General features: G+C 39.9%; 16 protein-coding genes and 2 riboswitches. Of the genes, 12 read left to right on the top strand and 4 right to left on the bottom strand.

Annotation, left to right across the window (positions count from 1 at the left end; all coding sequences use genetic code 11):
* Positions 1–63: 63 nt before the first annotated feature.
* Positions 64–414, top strand: coding sequence for a VOC family protein (locus ACFFHF_RS16085; protein ID WP_340905133.1), 351 nt, complete (start codon positions 64–66; stop codon positions 412–414).
* A 36-nt stretch (positions 415–450) separates the two neighbouring features.
* On the opposite strand, the gene ACFFHF_RS16080 is transcribed toward ACFFHF_RS16085, so the two are convergent.
* Entirely contained in the window at positions 451–2145 is a 1695-nt protein-coding gene (locus tag ACFFHF_RS16080) for a transglutaminase domain-containing protein (protein ID WP_340905131.1), read from the bottom strand.
* 191 nt (positions 2146–2336) lie between these two features.
* Here ACFFHF_RS16080 and ACFFHF_RS16075 point away from each other — a divergent pair, with 191 nt between their 5' ends.
* The 8 genes from ACFFHF_RS16075 (at position 2337) to ACFFHF_RS16040 (ending at position 14818) form a co-directional block, all read left to right on the top strand.
* The gene (locus ACFFHF_RS16075; protein WP_340905129.1) at positions 2337–3329 is read left to right on the top strand and encodes a hypothetical protein; all 993 of its coding nucleotides are present in this window, start codon (positions 2337–2339) and stop codon (positions 3327–3329) included.
* 141 nt (positions 3330–3470) lie between these two features.
* Positions 3471–3565: riboswitch (guanidine-I (ykkC/yxkD leader) on the top strand.
* Positions 3566–3635: 70 nt separating this feature from the next.
* Complete coding sequence (locus ACFFHF_RS16070) at positions 3636–5003, top strand: APC family permease (protein ID WP_340905128.1); 1368 nt, start codon at positions 3636–3638, stop codon at positions 5001–5003.
* A gap of 83 nt (positions 5004–5086) precedes the next feature.
* Positions 5087–5181, top strand: a riboswitch (guanidine-I (ykkC/yxkD leader).
* Between the two features lie 50 nt (positions 5182–5231).
* Entirely contained in the window at positions 5232–5960 is a 729-nt protein-coding gene (locus ACFFHF_RS16065) for an urea amidolyase associated protein UAAP1 (protein WP_340905126.1), read from the top strand.
* Complete coding sequence (locus ACFFHF_RS16060; RefSeq protein ID WP_340905124.1) at positions 5960–6610, top strand: urea amidolyase associated protein UAAP2; 651 nt, start codon at positions 5960–5962, stop codon at positions 6608–6610. The genes ACFFHF_RS16065 and ACFFHF_RS16060 overlap by 1 nt, the downstream gene beginning before the upstream one ends.
* A gap of 20 nt (positions 6611–6630) precedes the next feature.
* Positions 6631–10275, top strand: coding sequence for an urea carboxylase (gene uca / locus ACFFHF_RS16055; protein WP_377058576.1), 3645 nt, complete (start codon positions 6631–6633; stop codon positions 10273–10275).
* Positions 10235–11977, top strand: coding sequence for an allophanate hydrolase (atzF, locus tag ACFFHF_RS16050; protein WP_377058575.1), 1743 nt, complete (start codon positions 10235–10237; stop codon positions 11975–11977). The genes uca and atzF overlap by 41 nt, the downstream gene beginning before the upstream one ends.
* 131 nt (positions 11978–12108) lie before the next feature.
* Entirely contained in the window at positions 12109–13797 is a 1689-nt protein-coding gene (locus ACFFHF_RS16045) for a methyl-accepting chemotaxis protein (protein WP_377058574.1), read from the top strand.
* Positions 13798–13921: 124 nt separating this feature from the next.
* The gene (locus ACFFHF_RS16040) at positions 13922–14818 is read left to right on the top strand and encodes a carbohydrate kinase family protein (protein ID WP_340905119.1); all 897 of its coding nucleotides are present in this window, start codon (positions 13922–13924) and stop codon (positions 14816–14818) included.
* A 134-nt stretch (positions 14819–14952) separates the two neighbouring features.
* On the opposite strand, the gene ACFFHF_RS16035 is transcribed toward ACFFHF_RS16040, so the two are convergent.
* Both ACFFHF_RS16035 and ACFFHF_RS16030 read right to left on the bottom strand, forming a co-directional pair.
* The gene (locus tag ACFFHF_RS16035) at positions 14953–17337 is read right to left on the bottom strand and encodes a beta-glucosidase (protein ID WP_377058573.1); all 2385 of its coding nucleotides are present in this window, start codon (positions 17335–17337) and stop codon (positions 14953–14955) included.
* A 1043-nt stretch (positions 17338–18380) separates the two neighbouring features.
* Positions 18381–19532, bottom strand: coding sequence for an MFS transporter (locus ACFFHF_RS16030; RefSeq protein WP_377058572.1), 1152 nt, complete (start codon positions 19530–19532; stop codon positions 18381–18383).
* 265 nt (positions 19533–19797) lie between these two features.
* Between ACFFHF_RS16030 and ACFFHF_RS16025 the strand changes: the two genes are divergently transcribed.
* The gene (locus ACFFHF_RS16025) at positions 19798–23256 is read left to right on the top strand and encodes a glycoside hydrolase family 3 protein (protein WP_377058571.1); all 3459 of its coding nucleotides are present in this window, start codon (positions 19798–19800) and stop codon (positions 23254–23256) included.
* Between the two features lie 281 nt (positions 23257–23537).
* Positions 23538–24221, top strand: a complete 684-nt coding sequence (locus ACFFHF_RS16020; protein ID WP_377058570.1) for a helix-turn-helix domain-containing protein — start codon at positions 23538–23540, stop codon at positions 24219–24221.
* 44 nt (positions 24222–24265) lie between these two features.
* Here the strand turns inward: ACFFHF_RS16020 and ACFFHF_RS16015 are convergent, their stop codons facing one another.
* On the bottom strand, positions 24266–24607 hold the full coding sequence (locus ACFFHF_RS16015) for a winged helix-turn-helix transcriptional regulator (protein ID WP_377058569.1): 342 nt from the start codon (positions 24605–24607) through the stop codon (positions 24266–24268).
* Positions 24608–24797: 190 nt separating this feature from the next.
* On the opposite strand from ACFFHF_RS16015, the gene ACFFHF_RS16010 reads away from it, so the two are divergent.
* On the top strand, positions 24798–25442 hold the full coding sequence (locus tag ACFFHF_RS16010) for an FMN-dependent NADH-azoreductase (RefSeq protein WP_377058568.1): 645 nt from the start codon (positions 24798–24800) through the stop codon (positions 25440–25442).
* The last annotated feature ends 257 nt before the right edge of the window (positions 25443–25699 follow it).

Here is a 25699-nt window from a genome sequence, read left to right as displayed (position 1 = left end):
TAACTTGATGATAATTGGTGAATTTATATTAAAATGTAAGTAAATGACAAAGGGGTGGAGTTAGTGGGAAAATTAGTAGGATTCGAATTAAATAGTCAGGATCCCAAAAAGGCTGCTAGTTTTTATTCTACAGTTTTTGGTTGGGAGATTTCAGAGCCTCATTGGGATTATCAAACAGTCACGACCACCAAAGATCAGCAATCGGGAATAAACGGTGGAATTGCAAAGGGACCGCATGACTATCCTCACGGTATTCGCTTGCAATTAGAGGTGGACTCGATTGAGGAAGCAATTACTAAAGCAACTGCAAATGGCGCATTAGTGGTTAGGGACAAGATGGAGTTTGAAGAGTTTTATCTTGCTTACATAGTGGATCCAGTAGGTCTTGGACTAGGATTAATTGAGAGAAAGTAACACGAACAAGCACCAGAAAATTCTGGTGCTTCCTTGTTAATAAGATACTCCAGTACGCTTATGAGATTTTTCAAATTCTGTTGGATTTGGATCAAAGTACTCTGCTGTGTACTGTGCGACGAATGCGTTGTCTTTGATATAACCCGCGCCCCAGGTCGGATCCATGGTGAGCCAGTTTCCATCAACCTTTGCCTCAACCCAAGCATGCTTTTGTGGCCAAAATCCTCCAAAGGCATTTCCTTCAATTAATCGTGCTTCTACATTGCTCGCTCTTAATAAGGCAATGGTTAGGTAAGCGTAGTCCTGACAAATCCCCTTCCGTAACTCTAGTGTTTTTAAGGCACTATCATCCCAGTTATAGTTCTTCGTTTCGTACTTTTCAACATCATAGGAGATATTGCTTGCTACATATTTGTAAATGGCTTCTGCTTTTTCCCTGTCAGTGGTTAAACCGTTTGTTAACTGCCCAGCTAACTCTTTAATTTCTGGAGCATCGGACTCAACCCCACGTGATGGTAGTAAATCTCGCTTATCTTCAGAAGTAGACTCTACCTCAAATTTGGCAAATCCGAAATATCGAAATCGATCACTATTCTCTTCCTTGATTTCAGGGACGCTAAGCATGACTTCATATGTTCCCGATCCAAATCGCAAGTAGAAGGAATCATCAAATGAGAAATCTTCTACAGGAATCACGTCTAGTGCTTCGTCTTCCCCTTTTTTCGTTGTCACATAAATATGTGTGGTTTCGGGTCCAAATGAAGCTTTCGGGTCAATTGTTCCTTTAATCGTAAAAAGGCCATCTGATTCGAGTCCGCCAAATTGTGGATACTGGAGTGTGACACCTCGTTCTAGGTAAGTACTTGAAAAATCAATCGGTAGCATGGTTCGATCAGATTCATTATTAATAAGTATTTTGGTTGCTGGCTGATAATATTTTTCTCGCTCTTCATCAGGGACTAGAACTTCGAGTTCATGTATGCCTTTTCCATATAAAAGGGGGACATCAAAGGAAAATTGACCATCCACAATCGGCAATACATGAGTCCAGGAATCCGAGTCTTTGGTTAGTTTAATCATGATGGTGTCGTTATCGGATAATGTTCCTGCAGCTCCACTTAATGCAAAAATTTCTTTTTCCGTCACATATCCGTGATCAAGATTCAGTAGTATTTCTGCTTCTTGACCAAAAGGAGAATACGTAACATCACGTTCAATGTCAGGGTTCACGTTATGAACCGTAAAAGATGCTGTTTCATAATAATAGTCTTCACGATCTAAGCTAGGCACCTGCACTTTTACTTCATACTGGCCTTCTCCATTAAAAAGGGAAATCTCTTGCTTAAACTTTCCTTCCTTAATCGGTGCGTAATATTCCTGCTCCATTCCAGCAGGTCCCTCTTCATTAGCTCGAACCTTGATCCAAACATAGTCAGACTTGATCTCTGAAAACTTCTCGATTGCTCCTTCTACGATCACTTTTTGATTGACGGCGAATTCTTTATAAGTGGGTTTTTTTAATGTGACTCCTGCTTCCGTGCTATATGAAGTTAGCTCAATGGGCTGAAGATCGAGTTCTTTGTTCTTTTCTTTTACGAGCTTATCGTATTTGTTTTCTTCTTTTTGAGTTTCCTTAGAATGACTTGCCTCTGAGTTGCTGCATCCGGAAACAAAAAGAATAATACTTAGTAAACAGATGATAATAAAAATAACAGGATTTTTCTTTTTCATATATCCTCCTTTAAAACGACGATTTACAAAGGTATTTACGTTATCAAGGTGTGTTAGGTTTCTGGGTATTCCTTCTTATTTATGGATTGTGATTTTATTCACAAAAAGTTCAATATTCCTATCACCCAAACCATCATCGGTAAAGTATATTAATAATATGTTAATAGTGTTATTCGCAAGGAGGACTAATAATGAAGAAAATCTTTTTCTTTACAACATTAATTGGAGCTATTTTAACCCCATATTTTGCACAAGCACATGTGAAGTGGTTCACAGATATAGCGCCGCAAAAAGAAACCATTGAAAATATATTATCGCCGTTTTTTATATCTTTAGCACTACTTGCCGCGGTTGTTTTAGGGGTACTCACATTACTTATTCCAAGGTTTGCTGAATGGAAGCAAATTAAGGTTTGGGATGGCAAATTATCAAGTCTCAGAAAATATTCAAGACATTTGCTAAAATATGGAACTGCCATCGCTCTTATTTTACAAATTATCAATGGAACGTTATTTGCACCCGAACTACAAGTAAGTCAGATGGTATCCATTATTGCTTGGGTAAGTGTTGGATTCTTATTGATTCCACATCATATAGCAACAAAAGTCGGTTCAGCTATTCTTTTAGGATTATTTGTTTATATTACTGCCGAACATGGTATTTTCTACATGCTTGATTACAGCTTTTATATCGCCATTATTGGAGTTTTACTTGTAGGAAAAACAAAACTAGAAAATGTAGGATTCCCATTTTTATATTTAGGAACAGGGTTATCTCTATGCTGGGTGGCCGTTGAAAAATGGGTGTATCCAAGTATGTCGATGGACATTATTGTGAACCATCACGTTCCAACATTTGGTTTTGCACCAGCTACTTTTATTGTGATGGCTGCATTCATTGAATTTATCGTAGGTTATTTACTTGTGGTAGGTATTTTAAACCGAGTGTTAGGTCTTGTAGTTACGGTTATCTTTATTATGACAACCATGTTGTTTGGTTTTACAGAAATTATCGGTCACTTTATGATTCATATTGTTTTAATCATCTTTATCATTGAAGGGGTATCTTTCTATAATCCACCGATCAAATGGCATAAAACCAAACTGGATCAATTTATCTTTGTATTTTTAAATTTCTTGTTTGTACTAGCAACGATTGTATTAGTTTACTACCGTTTTGGATGATAAAATTGGATCCCTTGAAAGCTACCGTATTTTGGGTAGCTTTTTTCTATGTCATATAATCTGACATGTTCCTTGAACCCCTGCTTTTACACGTCTATACTTCAGAGTATAAAAGCATACAGGTTCTCGTTAGTGGGGACAAAAATGGCTCTCTAGGGTTCCGGTTGGAAAATGTCTGGTCCGAGAGAGAGCGTACAGTATAACTGTAGACACGGAGGGACAAAAGCCCGGGAGAATTTTTCTGTAAAATTCTCCTGGGCTTTTGTTTTTTTATAACACGAAATCCAAAAAAGAAGGTGTTAGAGAATGAACAAAGGAACAGGATTAGTAAAATCACTAAAGTTGCATCAAGTTGTATTTATGGGACTTGCTTGGATGACACCGATGATTTTCTTTACCGTATACGGAGTTGCTTATGAGGCATCAAGTGGAATGATGGCGGCTGCCTATGTAACGGCATTTATTGCGATCTTTTTCACAGCTTATAGCTACAGTTTAATGGTTAAGGCTTACCCGGTCTCAGGTTCTGCCTATACGTATACGAAGAGGGCAGTTCATCCCATGGCAGGCTTTCTTGTTGGTTGGGCTCTTCTTTTGGATTATCTTTTCTCTCCTATCATTGCAATTCTTACATTTGGTATCTTCATGCATACAGAATTTCCTTCTATACCTGTTTTTGTTTGGATTATCTTCATGAATATCATCTTGGCCATCGTTAATATCGTTGGTATAAAATCTGCTGCTCGTGTGAGTGGGTTGTCGGTACTTGTTCAAATCGGGTTTATTGTTATCTTTTGTATTCTCGTCGCAAAGGATCTTTTAGCAGGTGGAACAGGTACTGGTTCACTCTTCTCTTTAACACCTTTCTTCGGCGAACATATTGCTTTAAGTGCTGTTTTTTCCGGCGCAGCACTCATCTGTTTTTGCTTCCTCGGTTTTGACGCAGTGACAACGATGGCAGAAGAAACGATCGATGCAAAAAAGACGATACCAAAAGCAATCTTTCTTATTGTGATCATAGCGGTAACGATGTACACGGCAATTTCATATTTGACTCAACTTGCCTATCCGGATTTTACTTTTACCAATCCTGATAATGCAGCCTATAATCTCGTTCAATTAGTTGGTAGCAATTTATTGAGTTCTCTATTTATTATGGTTCTTATGATTGCAACCTTTACACAGGGTGTTTCCTCTGTAACAAGTGTGAGCCGATTTTTATATGCACTTGGTAAGGAATCCATTCTTCCTGGAAAAATATTTACAAGCATACATCCTAAATACAAAACACCTTTTGCTAATATCATTTTGATTGCGTTTATTTCATTGTCTGCGGTGTTTATTAGTCTAGATACGGCTGTCATGTTTGTAAGCTTCGGTGCCTTAACCGCATTTATATTTGTGAATCTATCAGTGATTGCACATTACTATGTGAAAATGAAAAAACGCTCCCTAAAAGACACTTGTATTTATCTAATTTTCCCACTTGTCGGGGCAAGTTTTATAGGCTGGCTGTTAACCTTGCTTGATAAACATACGTTAACAGCGGGAGTCATCTGGGTTGCTGTCGGATTTACTTATCTCTTCTTGAAGACGGAATGGACAAAAGCTAAGGAACGTAAAATGGCTTTGTCTTTTCAACAAACAGCAATTAAGAAAAACATTGTTAGATAGTCTGACACATTCATTGTTATCTATCTTTTCTGATAGTTATACTAAGTACAACAACATACAGGTTTCCACATTCTGTTGGAAACGAAAAAGCTTTCTAGGGTTCCGGTTAATAACGTCAGGTCCGAGAGAGAGCGTACAGCATCTGCTGTATACACGGAAGGATAAAAGCCTGGGAGATGAATGATCTCCTAGGCTTTTATCCGTTTTTATTTTAAAGGAGGCTAAATGATGAGTAAGATACTAACGAAATTAATTCCTGCTGGTGGAAAATGGTCAACAAAAATAAAAAGTGGAAAACAACTAACCTTTACGACTCTCGGTGATGGAGCCAATCTTTCTCTCCTTTTATATAACGCAGATGACACATCCGAACGCTACAATATGCCGGATACATTAAAGGCTCAGCATACCGCTCACTTAACGACTGGAAATGTCTTGATGAGTGACAATGGAAGAGTATTAGCTAGTATGATTGATGATTCTCTAGGCTGGCATGACACGATATCAGGTTATGCCACACGCCTAATGATCGACGAACGATATGGGAAGACCACCTATCAAGAACAAAGAAATGATTGGTATCGAAGTGGGGAAGAAAACTTTGCGGTTGAATTGTTCCGAAATGGATTAACAAACAGAGATCTAATCCCCGTTGTTAATTTATTTTCGAAAGTATTTTGCAAGGAAGATGGTTCACTTCATTTCAAGCCAGGTCATTCCAAAAAAGGGGACACCATTACACTGAGAACAGAGATGGACGTTCTGATGATCGTATCAAACACGCCAAATCCGCTGGACGCTAGTTCCAATTATCCCTCTGTTCCTGTCGAGATCACGATCACTGATGCAGCTCCTGTAGAAGAGAACGATGTTTGTGTGAACCATCGTCCGGAAAATCGTCGTGCATTTGAGAACACATGGGACTATTGTTTACTAACAAAAGGAGGAACAAACTAATGGCCACTTTACAATATAAAGTTAGTGAAAGACAGGTAGATGAAGCAATTGATAACTATATCGTTCCTGCTGGAGAAGGGTGGACCAAAATTCTTGAACCAGGACAGGTGTTAAGAATAGTGGATCTAGAGGGAAACCAGGCGGCAGACACCCTATTTTACGATGCGGATCATCCAATGGACCATTATAGTGCGATCAATACAATCCAACGCCAAGGCAATGTGTATTTAACGACGGGTTCCGTTCTAGTATCCGAGTCAGGAAAAGAACTAGTTGAGATTGTTGCCGATACATGTGGACGCCACGATACGCTTGGTGGTGCTTGTTCCGCACAAAGTAACACCGTTCGTTATGCTCATGACACGCTTCCGATGCATAACTGTCGAGATACGTTTATGCTTCAACTATCAAAGTATGGAAGCCAATTTAACAAACGAGATTTAGCACCAAACGTGAACTTCTTTATGAATGTTCCTGTGACTCCAGAAGGTGGATTAACCTTTGAAGATGGTGTATCCGCTCCAGGATATTATGTAGAAATGAAAGCAGTCAGTCGAACGCTTGTCCTTATTAGCAACTGTCCACAATTAAATAATCCTTGTAACGCTTATAATCCAACACCTATTCAACTACTAATCTGGGATAAATAACATAGAGAGGAGCTCCAACCATGTTCAATAAAGTCCTTATTGCAAACCGTGGAGCAATTGCGGTTCGAATTGAAAGAACGCTAAAAAAACTAAACATTTCATCGGTTGCGGTGTATACAAAAGCAGACCAAGATAGCCTTCATGTTGATCAAGCGGATGAAGCCGTATTAATTGGTGAAGGTGTGGCAAAAGATAGCTATCTCAATGCCGAACTCATTTTAAAAACGGCACTTGAAACAGGAGCGGAAGCCATTCATCCAGGCTATGGGTTCCTTAGTGAAAATGCTGATTTCGCGCGTGCTTGTCAGAAACATGGAATCACTTTTATTGGTCCTACTCCTGAGCAAATGGAGCTGTTTGGATTAAAGCATTCAGCACGTGAAATTGCGGTGAAAGCAGGAGTTCCTCTTTTACCAGGTACCACCTTAATAACGAAAGTAGAAACCGCCGTTGCGGAAGCCGAACGAATTGGTTATCCTGTTATGCTTAAAAGTACAGCAGGAGGTGGAGGAATTGGAATGCGTGTTTGTGCAGATGAGTCTGCGCTAAAGGATGCCTTCGATTCAGTCTGTCGCCTAGCAGAAACGAATTTTAACAACGGAGGAGTCTTTTTAGAAAAATATATTCAAAAAGCACGCCACGTAGAGGTTCAAATCTTTGGCAATGAGTACGGTGAAGTGGTTGCATTAGGAGAACGTGATTGCTCCATTCAGCGCCGTAATCAAAAGGTGGTAGAAGAAAGTCCAGCTCCATGTTTATCTTCAGCAGTTCGTGAGGAAATGCTAGCTGCTTCAAAACGATTGGCTGAGGAAGTGGGATACAGAAGTGCAGGAACGGTCGAATATTTGTATGACCCGGAAGCGGAAAAGTTTTACTTTCTTGAAGTGAATACCAGGCTTCAGGTAGAACACGGTGTGACCGAAGAAGTGTTAGGTCTTGATTTAGTCGAGTGGATGGTTCGTGAAGCGGCTGGTGAGCTTCGTGATCTAAATACTTTGTACGGCGCTCCGAAAGGGCATAGTATTCAAGCTCGAATTTATGCAGAAGACTGTCTGAATGATTTTCGTCCGAGCGGTGGTCAGTTGGATCAAGTTCGCTTTTCAGAGGATGCTCGGATTGAAACGTGGGTTAGAGATGGTTTGAGCGTTACCTCTTTGTATGACCCCATGCTTGCCAAAATAATTGTTCATGCAAACACTCGTGAAGAAGCCATCAATCAGCTAAGTCAAGCGCTACAGGATACTAGGCTCTATGGTGTGACCACCAACTTACAGTATATACAGTCCCTATTAGAGGAAGAAGAATGCCGCTCTGGACATGTGCATACTCAAATGTTAAAGGAATTTTCGCCAGCGGAATGTGCCATTGAAGTACTCGATGGTGGGATCCAAACGACGGTGCAAGATTGGCCAGGACGGGTGGGGCACTGGGATGTAGGAGTCCCTCCTTGTGGACCGATGGATCCATTCTCTTTCCGAATCGGAAATCAGTTGCTAGGGAATGACTCTCATGCTGCTGGACTAGAGCTAACGTTACGTGGGGGCTCTTACCGTTTCCGTGGAGATATTGTTTTTTGCTTAACCGGCTCAGATATGAAAGCGACTTTGGATGATCTTCCTGTTCCGACCTACCAGGTGGTCACTGCCAAGCGCGGGCAAATTCTTTCATTTGGTGAAGCTACACAAGGAATGCGCACTTATTTACTAGTGGCGGGTGGGTTCGATATGCCCCTCTATTTAGGGAGTGCTTCAACCTTTACACTTGGAGGGTTTGGTGGACACGGTGGGCGCGCACTTCGTACAGGAGATGTGTTGCGTGTTCATCCTTGTGCAACACCTCCTGATAAAGAGCTTGTCATTACACAACAGCCTGTATTAACAAAAGAATGGACAATAGGTGTTATTCCCGGTCCACATTGTACAGAAGAGTTTTTATTGCCAGAGTATTTGACGCAGTTGACAGAAACAAGCTGGGAAGTTCATTTTAATAGCTCTCGTACAGGTGTACGTTTAATTGGGCCGGCTCCACTTTGGGCTAGAGAAGACGGAGGAGAAGCGGGCTTACATCCTTCTAATATTCACGACAACGCGTATGCGATAGGGACATTAGATTTAACTGGAGATATGCCGATCTTACTGGGCCCTGATGGTCCGAGTCTTGGGGGATTTGTTTGTCCAGTGACAACCGCATCAGCCGAGTTTTGGAAGTTAGGCCAGCTTCATGCTGGTGACAAGGTTCGCTTTCAGCTTTTAACTTTAGAAGAGGCAGAGCAACTAAGAAAGTCACAAGAATTGTTTTTAGAAAATATAGGAGATTATCCAGTTCCTACATTGCCAGGAGAAATGAAGCTGTTATCACCAAGTTATCCGATACTTGTTCAAAATAATGAAAGTCATTTTCCAATGACGATTCGTGCAGCGGGAGATGAACATATTCTCATTGAGTATGGAGATATGGAGTTAGATCTCTTGCTCCGTTTTCAAATTCATGCATTGATGGATGCGATTCAAGCTCGTGAAGATATTCCGGTTTTAGATTTAACGCCAGGGATTCGTTCTCTACAAGTCCATTTTGATGCAGGCCAAATATCAACTTTAGCTATTTGTGCATTAATGGAAGGAATTAACCGAGAGTTACCACCGTTAGAGGAGATTGAAGTACCGTCCCGTGTGGTTCGACTTCCTCTTTCATGGGATGATCCAGCCACTCAGCTTGCCATCGATCGTTATCAAAAAAATGTCCGACCTGATGCGCCTTGGTGTCCAAGTAACTTGGAATTTATCAGAAGAGTGAATGGTTTAGAGCAGATAGAGGATGTGAAGAAAACCGTCTTTGATGCGAGCTATTTGGTTCTTGGTCTTGGCGATGTATACTTGGGTGCACCTGTAGCAACTCCCATCGATCCAAGACATCGATTGGTAACAACAAAATATAATCCCGCTCGAACATGGACACCGGAAAATGCCGTTGGAATTGGTGGCGCCTATATGTGTATCTATGGAATGGAGGGACCTGGTGGCTACCAGTTTGTTGGACGGACGGTTCAAGTTTGGAATCGAGTTAGGGAAACGAAAAGTTTTACAGAGCAAAAGCCATGGTTACTACGTTTCTTTGACCAAATTCAATTTTATCCTGTCAGTACAGAAGAGCTTACAGTGATGAGAGAAGATTTCCTAAGAGGTCGTTTTGAAGTAGATATTACCAACACAACCTTTAACCTTGGAGAGTACTTAGCGTTTTTAGATTCGATTAAAGAGAGTGCGGAAGAGTTCCGCCAAACGCAGGAAGCAGCCTTTAAGGCGGAGCGTGAGAGCTGGAAAGAGCTAGGTCTTGCTGAGTATATTTCGGAACAATCCGTGTCTGAAACGGTTGAAGAAGAATTGCCAAAAGGAGTAGAAGCGGTTCGTTGTACGATGCCAGGCAGCGTCTGGAAAGTGCTGGTTTCTCCTGGTGATGTGGTAAAGGAAGGCGACGTATTAATGATTGAGGAGAGTATGAAGATGGAATTTCCTCAACATGCTCCGTTTGATGGACGTATTCAATCTGTCCACGTATCGCCAGGTGATGAAGTTCATGCGGGACAACTGTTTGTCTCCATTACAAAAGAAAAGGGGGGGATAGCCAATGAAAACGATGAACACGCCAAAGCTACTATCCATTCATAATCTAAGAGAAAAATATAAGTCTAACGAATTAACACCAGAAAAGCTGATTCAAGAGATTATCCAACGAAGTGAAGCAGACAAAGAGATGAATATTTGGATCACACCACCATCGATGGAATGGATCCAGCCTTACTTAGATAACTTGAAAAAAATGGACCCAGAGAAAGCTCCTCTCTGGGGCATCCCCTTTGCGATTAAAGATAATATTGACCTAGCGGGTGTACCAACAACAGCGGGTTGTGCGGAGTTTGCTTATACTCCTGTAGAACATGCGACAGTAGTAAGACGACTGATCGACGCTGGGGCCATCCCGGTTGGAAAAGCAAATCTCGATCAATTCGCTACCGGACTTGTCGGAACTAGAAGTCCATATGGCGAAACAAAGAACGCTCTGAATCCAGAATTAATTAGTGGAGGGTCTAGTTCAGGTTCAGCTGTTTCAGTTGCCAGAGGTCAAGTAGCCTTTGCGCTTGGAACGGATACGGCAGGCTCCGGACGTGTACCAGCTGCGCTTAATCGATTGATAGGATTTAAGCCAAGTCTCGGTGCATGGCCAACGAAAGGGGTAGTTCCCGCTTGTGCGAGTTTGGATTGTGTTACGGTGTTTGCAAACGACTTGTCGGATGTAGAGATGGTTGACCAAGTGGTAAGAGGGTTAGATAAGTGTGATCCATGGTCAAAAAATATCAACCGCCAGGCAAATGTGTTACCTGAAAAAATCTATTTAATGAAGGAGCCACCAAGCTTTTTTGGTCCGTTCGCAGATAAGTATGAAAATGCTTGGAAAGCGGCTATTGTAGGATTAGAAAAACTAAATATTCCTATTGAGTACATTGATGGAGGCTACTTATCAGAGGCAGCTAGCGTTTTATACGATGGTCCATGGGTAGCAGAACGATGGTCCGACTTAGGTGCATTCATTTCGGAGAATAAAGGTGTTGCATTTCCTGTAACTGAGGCCGTTTTGCGTTCAGGGGCAAAGCCAGAATATGATGCGGCATCCGTTTTTCAAGCAATGCATAAATTACAAGCATTCAAGCAAAAGGCTCACCAGCAGTTTAAAGATGGAGTGTTGGTGATGCCTACCTCTGGGGGCACATGGACAAGAGATGAGGTACGAAGCAACCCAATTGCGACTAACAGTGCGATGGGCTTATACACGAATCATTGCAATCTTTTAGATCTGAGTGCTATTAATATCCCAACCCTGGATGCTGAAGAGAACCTACCATTTGGGATAACATTTTTCTCAACAAATCAAAATGAGCATTTCATCCTTGGGCTAGCCGATCTCATGCTAAATAATAAACAAACAGAACCAAAAAAAACGACAACGCTAGTAGCGGTGTGTGGGTTGCACATGAGAGGCTTTCCTCTTGAGAAGCAAATGGTAGAACATCAGGCTACGTTTGTTAAAGAAGCAAAAACAGCTCCAACCTACAAACTAGTGAAACTGGATACCATACCGGCAAAGCCGGGACTTATACGCTCCAATCATGACGGAGCTTCTATTGAGCTTGAGCTTTGGGAAATGCCTGTTTCAGAATTCGGTAAATTTACCTTACTCATCCCAGCTCCTCTGGGCATGGGAAAAGTTCAACTTGAAGACGGAACGGAAGTACCTGGGTTTGTGTGTGAGGCAAATGAGATGCTAAAAGGGGAAGATATAACTCAATTGGGCGGCTGGCGCTATCAACGTTGATGTCCCAAAGGTAGGAGAATACCTTGCGGTTTCGCAAGGTATTTTTATATGAAATAATTAACAAATACACATTGGTAAATATGTATAACTATTCACCGATAAGAATAGTAAAACATATAAAGGAGAAGAGTATGAGTATCAGAAATAAATTATTAATAGGTTTTTCTACAGTGTTGGTATTCACCACTGTAGGGTTTTTAGTGCTTTACTATTCATTACAAAGCATAGGGGATTCCTATAAAAACCTTGCTGAGAAAGAGGTAGTTAAATTAAATTTAGCGCAAGATATCCGCTTTGAAGATTTAATGCTTGCTGATGCTATAAAGGGTATTATTATTGATCCTCAAAGTGAGACACAGCTAAAGTTGTATAATGAGTATGCTGAAAAAATCAATAATGATATAACATCCGTAAGAAAATTAATTAACGATGAACGAGCAGTTAAAATATTTAAAGAAATAGATGATAATAACCAGGAACTGATTGATTTAGAGAGTCAGATGATGGAGTTGGCTGGGACGGATCGTGAAAAAACATTAGAAATTCATAATGGTGATTATCAAGAAGTTAGAGAGATTTTCTCAAGAAATCTTGAGGATTTTGAAAAGATACAAGAGGAAATCATGGAAACAGCAGTACAGGATGGAATGCAAGTAATTGAACAAAGATCAACGATCAGTATAATAGTTATTTTCATATCCATTATATTAAGCATAGTGGTTTCATTAATGATTTCTCGAATGATTACAAAGCCACTTCACATAGTGGTTAATAAATTAGTCGAGCTTTCAAGCAATGAAGGGGACTTAACTGCTAGACTCTTCATTAACAGTAAAGATGAATTTGGAAAACTCTCTAATGCGTTTAATACGATGATTGGAAATATACAACAGATTATCAAACATGTGCAAAAGACGACATCAGAAGTTGCAGCATCTTCTGAAGAACTGTACTCAAGCTCCGAGCAAAACTCAGAGGCAACCAACCAAATTACCATGTCGATCCAAGAAATTGCTGCTGGGGCTGATAAACAAGTAGTGAGTACACAGGAAAGCTTAACGGCTTTAAGCGAAATTACAATGGGTATTCAGAAAGTAGCAAATTCTTCTCAAAGTGTGGAAGAGTCAACTCGTGGGACTTCGGAAAAAGCGGAGAATGGAAACTTGGTTATTACCAAAACCCTTAAGCAAATGGAAACCATACAGAGCACAGTAGCGGATGCAGGTGCTAAGGTTCAAGAGCTAGGGGAATTATCTAATCAGGTAGGGCAGATTGTGGAAGTGATTACAGCTATAGCCGATCAAACCAATCTTTTAGCTCTTAACGCAGCTATTGAAGCCGCACGAGCTGGGGAATCTGGAAAGGGATTTGCGGTAGTGGCTGACGAAGTAAGAAAACTAGCGGAGCAATCCAAGGATTCAGCAGCGAAGATCAAGACTCTAATTTCTTCTATTCAATTAAATACATCACTTGCAGTAGAATCTACTAATAAAGGAATTAATGAGGTAAATCAGGGAATCCATGTAGTTAATGAGGCGAGTCTTGCCTTTCATGCAATCTTACATTCTATTAGAGAGGTAGCTAACCAAATTCAAGAAGTAGCAGCTTCTTCTCAACAAATGACTGCTGGAGCTGAACAAGTAACGAATATAATTGATGAACTCTCAAACATTTCCAAAGAGGCTTCAAACAGTTCACAGATGGTCGCCGCGGCATCTGAACAACAGTTAGCATCAATGGAGGAAATTGCCGCTTCTGCGGAGAACTTATCAAAAATGTCTAGTGATCTAGAAGAAGTAGTGGGGAAGTTTAAGGTATAAACGACTACAAGATAAAAGGATATATTTTTACTTTAAGCCTAGTTAATGAATGCTAACTAGGCTATTTCCTATTATCCTGTTTGTGATATGATGCCTAAAAGAGTCTTGTAGAGGAGGCATCTATTTGAACAAACAAGGAATTATTTCATTGGGAGAAGCAATTGTAGATTTTGTTGCTACTGGTCTTACAAATACAAATTATCAGCGCTTTTTAGGTGGGGCTACGGTTAATGTAGCAGTTGCAGTAAAGAGGCAAGAGATCCCTTCCGTTTATTTGTGTAAACTAGGTGAGGATGAATTGAGCCAGTTTGTGGCAGAAGAATTAAGAAGAGAGAATGTAGATATATCGTATAGTACCTTTAGCAAGACAAAAAAGATGTGTTCTGTATTTATTCATGAAAATGAACAAGGCGACCGTTATTTTCATTCCTATGTGAATGAAACACCTGATGACTGGCTCACAGCAGTAGAACTTAATAAACAGCCGTTTATCCAAAGTAAAGTTTTCTACTTTGGCTCGGGCACTCTTTTTCACCCGGTAGCAAGAAAAACGACGGATCAAGCTCTTGCTTTTGCTTGGGAGATGAATATGCAAGTAGCTTTTGACACCAACATCCGATTGAAACGTTGGGAAAGTGAAGAGCAATGCAGAAAAACCATTCTTTCTTACATGAAAAGGACAGATATCGTAAAGATGGCAGAGGATGAATTATTGTTCTTAACCAGATCGGACACATTGGAGCAAGGACTAGAAAGCATATCAACCATGAATATTCCTTTTGTATTTATCACGAGAGGAAAAGAAGGAGCAGTTGCTTTACATGAAAAAATTGTGGTAAGTGTTCCTGCGATGGATGTGAAGGTGGTGGACACAACAGGAGCTGGTGATGCGTTCTTGGCAGCCCTCTTAGTTGAATTTCATACTCATGGCTTGCCGAAAACAAGAGACCAATTAGAAAGATATACTCAAATTGCTAATGAGGCAGCAGCGCTTTCTACAACGAAGCTTGGTTCGTTATAATAAAAACGTTAAAATCCCTCCTTGAGGAATTTAAAAAGTATATGTCCTTAACACCAAAAGAATATAAGAATCTCTTCTTATGTCAGGACCAATAAAAAACGCCAATATCCTGATTCGATATTGGCGTTTGTCCCTTACTTTTTAGTTAGTCTATCAATTTCAACCTCTGGCACTAACGAATTACTCACTTCTTCTACAATAATATCTTTATCGACTTTGAATGTTGCTGTCCCTTTAATATTCTCTGAAGAAGCACCGACCTTCACTGTGTAAACGCCTTTTTCTACGATCCATTGATTTTTCTCTTCATCAAAGGAAGCGAGGTCTTTTGCATTCAATTCAAACTTTAACAGTTCAGTTTGATTTGGCTTTAATTCTTTTGTTTTTCCGAATGCCTTTAATTCAATTTCAGGTTTTTCTAGCTTACCATCTGGAGCAGAGACATACGCTTGAACCGCTTCTTTACCTGAGACTTTCCCTATATTCTTTATATTGGCAAATACGGTAATTTGATCTTTAAATTTACCTCCCTGATTCACTCGAATATTACTGTAATCAAAGTTTGTATAAGACAAACCATATCCAAACTCATAGGCAGGTTTGACATCAAAGGTTGAGTAATAGCGATAACCAACATAAATGTCTTCCTCATAGACAACCTGAGTAGGGTTCTCTGCTGGTGTACCAGGGAAGTTTTCAGATGAAGGAACATCCTCATATTTCACAGGGAAGGTGGTTGCGAGTTTCCCAGAAGGATTCACCGCTCCAGTTAATACATCGGCTACCGCATCTCCTGCTTCCTGTCCTGGTTGCCATGCTAGAAGGATGGAATCTACTTGATCTCTCCAACTTGCTATTTCAACAGGTCCACCAATATTCAGAACAACTGCCACTTTCTTTCCAGCATCATGATATGCTTTTGAGACGTTTTGAATCATCGCTTTTTCCGTATCTGTTAGAAGGTAATCACCTTTTACATTTTGACGATCCACACCTTCACCAGAATTTCTTCCAATCACAATGACACCAATATCGGATTCATCCTCGATTGTTTTAATCTGGTTCGTATCTAACACCATCTCAGGAATGACAGGTATTTCTTTTCCAAAGTCCTCACCCCATGGACTCGGCTTAATTTTGTATTGTTCCATTTGTCTTAACACACTAATATAGTTGCTATATTGATTCACAAGGTCTTCGTGGAGTGAATATCCTGCATGCTTTAATCCGTCTATAATAGACACGGTATAGGCTGCGTTTACATCTCCACTACCCGTTCCACCTTTCACCGTTTCAATCTGTGCGGTACCAAATAGCGCCACTTTGTTTTCTTTCTTAAGTGGAAGTGCCTTTTGATCATTCTTTAATAAAACCATTCCATCTGCTGCCGCCTGACGAGCCACTGCGGCATGGGCTTGCAGGTCTGGATTGTCAGAATGGTTATAGTTTTTAAAGCTAGGAGATTCGACGACGAAGTTTAAGATATTCTTCACATTTCGATCCAATAGCTTTTCGTCTAAGCTTCCGTCTTTTACAGCATTAGCAATTCGTTCGGAGCTTTGAGGGAAACCAGGCATAATTTGATCATTTCCTGCTCTCATCTGGGCAACAGGATCAGTTCCAGCAAACCAGTCAGTCATCACATAGCCATCGTAGCCCCAGTCTCCTCTTAAGACAGTTGTCAGCAATTCTGAGTTTTGAGATGCTGGTGTCCCATTTAGCAGATTATAAGAGCTCATGACCGCTTTCGGATGAGATTCCTTTACAGCAATCTCAAAGCCTTTCAAATATAACTCTCTTAAAGCTCTTTCTGAGACGATTGTATCAATGGTAAAACGATTGGTTTCCTGATTATTGGCTGCATAGTGTTTGATGGTAGCACCAACACCATTTGATTGGACACCATTAACCAAAGCAGCAGTCATCTTACCAGAAATCAACGGATCCTCAGAAAAATATTCAAAGTTTCTTCCGGTTAATATGTTACGGTGAAGGTTTAGAGCAGGTGCTAGCAAGACATCGACACCATATTCCTTTACTTCATTCCCTTGCGCTTGCCCAACCTTATTCACCACATTCGTATCCCAGGTCGATGCTAACGAGGTAGCAATTGGAAAGGCAGTAGTGTAATACGTTTTTGACTCTCCTGGACGAGTGGGACTAATTCTCAACCCAGCCGGTCCATCTGCATAATACATAGCAGGAATTCCTAATCTTTCAATCGCAGGTGTTCCTCCAACCGCACCTTGAACCGGAAGTTTCGGTATTGTCATTCCAGGCATGCCCACCCCTACGACAAGTTTAGCTTTTTCCTCTACGGTCATAGCCGCGATAACAGCATCAATGGAGGCTTTGTCTACTAATTGTGGCACCTCGTTTTGGTTTATTTGTTCCGTCTTCGGAGCTCCTTGCTCTGCAGCAAATACGCCTGTTTGAAAACTTAATCCGGATAAAGCAATACCTGTTGCTAGTGCAATGGAAGTTAATTGTCTTCTTCGTTTCCTCATCTTTTTTAACATCTTTTATCCCCCCATAAAATGGCGCTAAATCATTTTTGGTAACGCTTCCGTAAACGATTTTACCAATTAAAGTGTGAATTTTCAGAGATTTTAAAAAGGATTATTTTAGTATTACTAGTAATTTTTCAAGGCAAAAACTACTGAAAATGGCCATACGACAACGTTCACTTTTTATCGACAGAGTCATCGTCTTATTTTTACCGAAAACTAAGATAATATGGGGAATTTCTTTTTGAGTTTCAAGTAAATGAAAATAAGCAGAGCACAATACAGTAAAGGGTTCCGTTTTCGGGTACTCTCTAATTAAAATATACAAGAATTGGGATACGTCTTTCTTATATTTATTAGCGTTTCTACAATTGACCTAGCAATTGACTCATTATTAAGGCGGACAATAAGTATTGTACAATTAAAAAGAGGGTCAAAACTTATGTCATTTGCAGTGCCGTTTTGAGTACCGATTTTATTGATCTTGATAAGCGGTCGATAAAAAGTTGCTGTTTTCCACATCTAGGTTCAAGAGGGTCCCGCACTTATCGGTTGGGGATCAGATTAAGAATTCGAGCTGATCAATAGACGGAGAAATTCCGCTTAATTAGAAATTCTTTTTAAAAAAGGCTTAAATAGACGGAGAGATTCCGCCTATTGGCTCGAAAAATACGAAAATAGGAGATTTTGCTTTGCTTTAGCGGAAAAACTCCCCTTATTTACCCCAAAACAAGGCTCCATTCTGCAACTAACCGGAAATTCTCCGCTTAGTTTACTTTTGCTGTTACTCGATTAAGGGACAAAACATCTTACTTTATAAAGGTGTGAGTTTAATCTAAAAATCCACGAAAAACCTCATTTTGATGCATTAGGGTGAACCGTATCACAGGTAAGTGAGGTTTTAAATAAATTTTGTTTTTGTATTCATAATAAAGAAACTCACCAATTATGATCTGCCTCGTAAATATTAGATACCATTCTGTCATTTCGTACATATTTTAAGAAAAGCACTTCAAAACGGAACTCTTTAACAATACAGTGTCTGCTTTATCTGTTTAATTTTCTTTTACCTCTGAAAGCTTTACCTTCTCCTGTCGAATCCAAAATGTCCCCGAAACTAAGAAAACGCCACTAACTAAAAATACCGACATGATACCAGCCGAGGCACCAATCACTCCAAATAATAGAGGAGCAATCAGCTGTGATAGGCGATTCGTTGTTAATCGTAGTCCGAGAACTTCTCCGGTCCTTGATTTAGGCGACGCATTATACGTCGTAGTCATGGATAGAGGTTGACCACAACCCAAGCCCAATCCCATAAGAGAGCTCAAAATGCCCATAAAAATCATATTCTCTGAAAAAGGCATAAGAAGAAATGAGGTTCCAGCAACAATGATAGAGATAAGCAGGACCCTGTCTCTACCCAACACATCTATTAATTTCGGTAAAAATACGCGCACAATAATCATCGCTAATCCTTGGACAGCTATAATGATTCCGATGGTCGAGTCAGACATATGGAAGCTTTTCGCATACAAAGGAAAATACGCAACAAAAATATCTCTTGAGTACAATACTAGCGCACTTGAAAATAGGGCTTTTTGTAATAATGGATTTTGTAATAGCTTGATAGAAGAAAGCATTCCATAATGATTAGCAGAACCTTGCCTTTTCATGACTGGCAGGAAAAAAGTGAAAATCACTGGGACGATTCCAATAAGCATGGAAAGCAGAAAAGAAAACGAATAAGATATATGCTCCGTAACAAATCCCCCGATGATAGGTCCGATTAATGCACCAGTTGCTACTGCCATGCCAAGCATACTAAAGTAGTGGTCCCGATTCTCCTTTGTTGCACTATTTCCAAGAACATTCTGTAAGGAAACAGGGATAAATACACTTCCGATGCCTACAAAAAACTGGCTCACAAACAAGGCCCACATGCTAGGAAAAGAGAATGGAATAGCCATCCCCACAATAATGGAAAATAATCCGATAAAAACAGGAATGCGATCTCCGAGTTTATCCGCTAGTTTACCAGCTTGAATCGCAAATAGGAGCGGAAACAAGGCAAAGGCTGCCGTAAGGATACCTATTTCAAGGGGAGAAGCTCCAAGCTCTGAGGCATATAACGTGATGACAGGTCTCGTCATATTAATAACGGTCTGAAATCCTAAAGTAATGATAAATACAATTTTTAAAACCAACCAAATCACCTCGATCTAAAAAAACATCACTACGGTCAAAGACATACTTTAAGTATACTGTTCATTTAACAGAGTAAAAATTAGGAAAATCCTATCAAGGATGATAAATAAAATGAATCCACTTTACTCTGTCTTAAAAATGTGTACACAATCGTAAAAATCACTCACTATCGTTGAATGGTAGATAGAGATTAAACTATTTTTATAGGAGACCGGTCCCTTCAAGTGTGAAAGCGCTTAAAAATATCTGAGAGGATGTGCTGTGTTGAAAAAATCCCGTCTTTCCAGAATTGGGAGAAAGTCGCTGTCCGTATTGCTTATTACTTCGTTAACCGCGAGTATGGTTGGGTTTAAAGCTCCAGAAAAACAAGCAGAAGAGAAAATCGTATTTAAACATCAAGTGGGTGGGGTATTTGATGGGATGCCGCTGTTTGACGGAGTTCCAGACCACCTAGAAGAATATGTTGATGCTTATTTTGAATACACCGGTCTAGAAGGACCGGCCGTTTATGCAACTGGTTCAAGAAACCATTACACCTTACAGCGTGGAGCCAATAAAGGCAAGGTGATCCCTGGTGCTCTATCAGCTGCAGATAATGTTCAGGGGGTATCAACTGATTTCCCTGCGTTAGTAGGAATGGGACAAACCTGGAACAAAGAACTTCTTACGGATATTGGTAAAGTAGTAGGAAGTGAAAAAATTAGTACCTTAAAAGTGAAGCAAGGGGAGTCAAATATTCACGGTGGAACAGATCCTTCTGCGACTGTTGCCTTTACGGTTGTGAGCGATATGCGTATTCATCCGTTAAGCGGTCGTTTTGATGAAGGGTTTTCTGAAGATGTTCACATGGCTTCTACGATGATCGATAATATGGCTGCAGGTCTGAGTGGAACAGATCAAGAAAAGAGTGAAGATGGATTTTGGATGCGTGCAGCTGTTGGGACGAAGCATTACTCCGTATATAATGCACAGTGGTTCCGTCAAACGGCTAATAATAGTGCTGGTGCTAGATCTATTTTCGAATATCAGACGAAAAGTCCTTTGAAAGCACTAAGCTCTGGTTCGGTTGCAGGGGTCATGACTTCATTTGGACGTACGAATGGAATCCCGAATATCCTTTCACCTTATCAAATTCATGCTAATAATCATTCTAAATACGGTGTGTACAGCTCTCCAGATTTTAATGGAGATGCCCACGTTTTTGGAGCAAATGCGCAAGGAAATGGTTATGACACTCAATATGCAACAGATCGAACAGCTGCAACCATCTTAATGATTTTAGCTGATGCGAATGCCGGACGTCCTGGGCCAAATCCTCAAAATGCATTAGACGATGTGGCCGCTGTAGTTGACGCAGTTGAAGAAGGGAAATACGGTGTAACAAAAGAGGATTTAATCGATGCAGCTCGACCGCATGTGAATCAAATGGTTCGAGTGGGTATTTTTAATGAAGTAGATGAAAACGGAATTCCGAAGAACTATCCGTTTGCCGAAGAGGCGAAAGATGTTAGGGAAGAACTAGCTACATATAGTGATCCTGAACATCAAGAAGTTGCGTTAAGGGCTGCTCAAGAAAGTATCGTTCTTCTAAAGAATGATGGAGTACTGCCTCTCGAGAAAAACAAGAAAGCGTCCGTTTCAGGTGTGTATGCAGATTCAAGGTTTAAAACCACCTACTCAGCAAGAACAACACCAAACATTGACAACTCTGGAATCTCACCACTATTAGCCATTATCAAGGCGAATGGTTCCAATAATGTTTCATACGACCCAGCGGTAGAAGTAGTGTCATTAAAATCAAAGCTTAACGGACAGACAGTTACAGCCGACGAGAGTGCAGCTGATATAACAAAGGGCTCTCAGCTTGTAACTACAACTGAACCATTAGATAGGAATAACCCTGCTCAATTATTTGAAGTGTATGATTGGGGCCAAAAAGGGTATAGCCTACGTTCGGTATTAAACGGAAAATGGTTAACGTCACCTACAGCTGCTAATGCATCTGTTGAAAATACAAATGCAACGGCATTAAACTTAACCAATAATGACTGGGATCTTGCCCAAATGTTAGGAAATACAAGTGCGATTCCACCAACCATCCGAGTGGAGGAAAATGCAGATCAGACCGTATCCCTTGTGGCAAGTGGATACAGAACAGGATTCTCAGGTGATTTCACCAACTGGTATTATTCAAATGGAAGAGTGATTACAACAGACACTGATGGAAAATTAAAAACTGCAGCATCAACCATTGGAAACGCTGAAAATGTAACCAATCGAAATGATGATGTGAAGTTTGAACAAACCGTCGTAAAAGAAGTAGGAGCTGAAGCGGTAAACCGTGCGAAAACGGATGACTATGCTGTTGTGTTTGTAGGTGCCATTCCACGCCATAGTGCGGGAGAAGGAAATGACCGCTCTGACTTAAATATGGGAGATGCGGATTACGAGTTGGTTGAGAAAGTGTCGGCTGCTTTTGCTGCGGAAGGGAAAAAGACGGTTGTTGTTGTAAAGTCTAGCTTCCCAGTAGGAATGGAACCTATTCAAAATAACCCGAACGTATCAGCCATTGTTTATCAACCATATGGAGGTCAGTATGATTCACATGCATTGGCTCAAGTACTATACGGGGACTATGCTCCAACAGGTCGTCTTTCTTCAACATGGTATGCAGATATGGCTAGCTTCCCAGAAATCAGTAAGTATTCCATTCCAGAAGGAAATACAAGCATAACATTGGAGGATATTGATCCAAGATTTACATTGGATATGACAAACGCCGATCCAATTGAACAAGAATTAACCTATATGTATACAAAAGCTCCGGTCACATACCCATTTGGTTACGGATTATCATATAGTAACTTTACGTATAGTGGCTTTAAAGCACCGAAAAAGGCTAGTGAAAAGTCTTCTTTTGAGGTATCCGTACAGGTGAAAAATGAAGGCAAAGTAAATACTTCTGAGGTTGTTCAGTTGTACGCCAAAAATAAAAAATCTGCTTACGGGGAATATGCTCCTCAAAAACAACTCGTAGCTTTTGAGAAAGTGTCCTTGCAAGCTGGTGAGACAAAGAAAGTTACACTCAAGGTCGATCCTCAGGACTTAGCTGTTTGGGATGTAAATGCAGGGGATTTCCTTGTAGAGGAAGGAAACTATCTATTGATGATAGGATCTTCTTCTGAAGATGTAAAAGCAGAAAGTACAATTGCCATTGATGGGGAGTCACTTGCGGCTTTGCCAACCAATAAGCCTTTTAATGTGTTCGACCACTCCTTTGCATCAAATGAAGTTGTTTATCATGAAGTCTCCAAAGCAAGAACAGCTGAAAGTTTAAAGGCAGAAAAGGTTGTTGGAGAATATCATGCCGTTCGATCGAAACAAAATGGTTCATGGATAGCTCTACCAAAAGTAGTATTAACAGGTTCAAAACAAGTAACGGCTAGTGTTGCTTCCGATGTGACAGGAGGAAAAATCACTTTGCACTCGGGATCTGTTACTAGCGAACCTTTTGCAGAATTTGAAGTACCGAAAACAGGAAAGAACTCATACACCATCGAGAATGCAGGGGTTCCTGTAAATGAGTTGGGCTACACAGATGTGACTGTTGATCTAGAAGGAAAATTGCCGAAGGGGCCAAACACAGTATATGTCGTGTTCCATTCACCAGATCTTCGAATGGATCGTTTATCTTTTGAAGGTGGTAAACCCAATAAGAAATAAATCACAAGAAGGGATCACAGCCTGTCGATTAGACGGTTGTGGTCTCTTTTTTTGTTTCGTCCTAAAAAAAGCAGACATCAACCAAAAAGATAGCGTTTTCATAATTTTGAAAAACTTAGTAAAATGAAAGTATAGAAAAATGAAATCTATCTCCTACTGTTCTTCTTTAATAAACATCTAGTAGTTATCCTCCAAAATGATTTTGACTATTCCAGAAATCGATTTAACCCGTTTTTATTCAATCTCTGTAAAATTCTATGGATAAGGAGTTGAAAAATGTAATGGTTAAGGCATCCGCTTTCGAACTTGAGTGTAAGGTATTAACGGAAAAGGAACTTACACAAAGAAAACAATCACTTCTACGTAGTCTCCGCATGCTTGAACGTGAGACTTTTTTTCAAAAAATAGAGGAATTTAATTGTTCGATGATAGAACAGAAATTAGATCCTGAAGTAGTAAAAGGAAAAATGCTTAGACTTATTTACCTAAGTATGGAAGTGGCTAAAGAAAGTCTTTGGAATAAAGGATATTTGCCGCATATGGAAGTTGCCAACCTACACTCCACGGTCGATTTATGTTATTGGTTTCAACAGCAAATGGAACAAATTTTTCAATGCGTGAAGAATAATCAGGTCGAGCCTAAACATATCGCTATTGAGCGTGCACTTCGTTTTATTCAATCCAATTACGATAAAGAGCTTAGTCTCCAAGAAGTTTCTGATCATTCAAATATGAGTAGCACCTATTTTAGTGTGTTATTTAAGGAACAAATGGGCGAGTCATACATAAAGTATGTCACAAAATTGAGAATTGAACATGCAAAGAAATTGCTAATGAACGGAGCGAAGGTAAACGAAGTTAGTGAAAAAGTAGGTTATTATAATTATCGCCACTTCTCGGAGTTATTTAAAAGACATGTGGGAATGACACCAGGGCATTATCGAGATAGACAATCACATGCTTAGTGATTAGAAAAAGCAGAGCTACCTATAGTGGCAGCTCGTTATATTTATTCACTAACCATTTTTTGTTTCTTATGCACACTGTGTTTCGCGCCCCAATCATGCATAGCTCTCAATATGGGCTCTAAGCTTTTCCCGTAGTCCGTCATCGAATACTCCACCTTTGGGGGGACTTGTGGATAAACGACACGTTGTACGATGTCTTCTTCTTCTAAATCACGTAACTGATTTGTTAGCATCTTCTGGGTGATTCCAGGCATATTTCTCTTTAACTCACTAAATCGTTGAGTTCCTTTTGTTAGAAGATGTAATAAGATAATGGGTTTCCATTTCCCCGTTAAAATTCCTAAAGCATCGTCGACACGACATAACTCAGGCTTTATTTCCAATCTCAATTCCTCCTTTAGGTAAAAATTAACTGGCTATGTGAAGGTGAGCGCTAAAGCAATAGTATACATTTTGATACTATACCACTTTTAAGTGCGTACTTAACAATCATTTGACTCTGATTATAATAATTATAGTTAGGTAGTTAGTGTAGCTAGCCTAACAAAGAAGGAAATAGAGGAGAGAATATTAATGAATGTTTTAGTAGTAAAAGCAAATAACCGCCCTGCTTCTGAGGCGATTTCTAGTAAGATGTATGAAACGTTTATGGCCGAATTAGAAGGGAAAGACGTAAACGTTACTACATATGATGTGTTTGAAGAGGATACACCATATTTTGGACAGGAACTTTTTGATGCATTTGGTAAGGTTCAAAATGGTGGAGAACTAACTGACGTTGAATCACGTTTGTTAGCTGCGAAACAAAAAGCAATGGATGTACTTTCAAGCGCAGATGTGGTTGTATTTGCATTTCCATTATGGAATTTAACGATCCCTGCAAAATTACAAACGTTTATTGATTATGTATACGCAGCTGGTTTTGCATTTAAATATGATGCATCTGGAAACCTTGTAAGCTTAATGCCAGAAAAGAAAGCAATTTTCTTAAATGCACGAGGAGGAGTTTATTCAGCTCCTGAAGCAGCACCGATGGAAATGGCTGTGAACTACATGCGTAATGTTTTCGGTGGAGTGTTCGGAATGCAAATCATTGATGAAGTGGTTATTGAAGGACATAATGCAATGCCAGATAAAGCACAAGAAATCATTGCTGCTGGTTTAGAAGAAGTAAAAGCATCTGCACGTCGTGTAGTTGAATTAGCGGTAAAAGCATAAATAGAGTTGAAGTCATAGACCCTTGCAATCATGCAAGGGTTTTTTAATATGGAAAAAACTTTTATTTTGTATAAATACTTAATCTATCAATAGAAAACCCCTCTTAATGACAACAAAGAATATTAATTCTTTTCTGTGAAAATAAATATGGGTTTAAACAAGATCAGTTGTGTTAATGATATTATTAATGCAATTTTTGCAATAGGAAAGCAGAGGTACCTAAATTTATGGTATCTCGAATATCTTTTTTAACTTTT

This window comes from Robertmurraya beringensis (assembly GCF_042433785.1).
Classification (GTDB): Bacteria; Bacillota; Bacilli; order Bacillales; family Cytobacillaceae; genus Robertmurraya_A; species Robertmurraya_A beringensis.
This window is presented reverse-complemented; position numbering and strand designations above follow the sequence as displayed.